Here is a 1,422-nt window from a genome sequence, read left to right as displayed (position 1 = left end):
TCGGCTACTTGTTTCATTGACCTGCGACCGCGGCCCGGCCAGGCTTCGGTCGAGGCGCCCGGGCTGTCGCTCTCATTTCGGCTGCCCACGCTGGTCGTGTGGCTCTCATTTGGCCTGCGCGGCCCGGGCGTCGCCCCAGGGCGGGGAGAGGCTCAAGAGGGGTTTGCTCGGCTCGAAGTAGCGTTGCCCTCCCGGCTCGACAACTGCTGATCGAGCATCGGAGGACCCGTTGAGTGCCATTTCTGATCGTGTGGTCATCGGGATGGACCCGCACCAGCGCTCCGCCACGATCGAGGTCATGACCAGCGACGAGACCATCGTCGGCGGCGGCCGGTTCGACACCAACCGCAGCGGCTACACAGCGATGGCAAAGTACGCCAAGCAGTGGCCGCACCGGGTCTGGGCGATCGAGGGCTGCCAGGGCATCGGCCGGCACATCGCCAACCGGCTACTCGCCGACGGCGAACAGGTCGTCGACGTCCCGCCGAAACTGTCCGCCAGGGCGCGAGTGTTCGCCACCGGACAGGGCCGCAAAACCGACGCCACCGACGCCCACTCCATCGCGCTGGTCGGCACCCGCATGACCGGGCTACGCCCGGTGGTCAACGATGAGCAGCTGGCCCTGCTGCGGATCCTGGTCGACCGGCGCCGTTCCCTCGGTGTCGACCACACCCGGATGGTGTCCCAGCTGCACCAACTGCTGCTGGAGCTCATTCCGGGTGGGGCGAAGAAGAGCCTGTCCGCAGCCCAGGCCAAAGCACTGCTGGCCACAGTCCGGCCCCGTGACGCCGTCGGCAAGGCCCGACGGCGGGTCGCCGCGGAGCTAATCGGTGACCTCGAACGCATCTACCGACGCTCCAAGGAAGCCGACAAGGAACTGAAAGAACTGGTCGCCTCCACCGGCACCACGCTGATGGACCTACACGGCATCGGACCGTCCGGCGCCGCCCGGCTGCTGGTCGAGGTCGGCGACATCACCCGCTTCCCCAACCGGGCCCACTTCGCCTCCTGGAACGGCACCGCCCCCATCGACGCATCCTCCGGCGAGCAGATACGCCACCGGCTCTCCAGAGCCGGAAACCGGCAGATCAACCGCGTGCTGCACATCATGGCCACCGTCCAGCTCCGCAACCCCACCGAAGGCCGCGCCTACTTCGACCGCAAGAAGGCCTCCGGCAAGACATCGATGGAAGCGATGCGCGCGCTGAAACGACGCCTGTCCGACATCGTCTATCGATGCATGATCGAGGACGCCACAGCCGCCATGGCAGCGGGCCCGGGAGGACAACAGGGAACGGCAACTGGCTCCAGCGCGACCGACTCTCATCCCCCAGCCGGCTCTTCGGAGAAGTCACTTCCCGGACCCGCCGAGACCCAGGATAGAACTCTCCTCCCGGCGGTGTCTTGACACAGAGGGGAGCC

1 protein-coding gene is annotated in these 1,422 nt (G+C 67.4%); it reads left to right on the top strand.

Annotated elements, in window-relative coordinates:
• Positions 1–262: 262 nt before the first annotated feature.
• On the top strand, positions 263–1,408 hold the full coding sequence (locus DLJ59_RS00090) for an IS110 family RNA-guided transposase (RefSeq protein WP_124770503.1): 1,146 nt from the start codon (positions 263–265) through the stop codon (positions 1,406–1,408).
• Positions 1,409–1,422: the final 14 nt, after the last annotated feature.

It is taken from the genome of Micromonospora inaquosa, from assembly GCF_003857055.1.
Taxonomy (GTDB): domain Bacteria; phylum Actinomycetota; class Actinomycetes; order Mycobacteriales; family Micromonosporaceae; genus Micromonospora; species Micromonospora inaquosa.
Note: the sequence above shows the minus strand (reverse complement) of the source record. Positions and strands in the feature narration are given on the sequence as shown.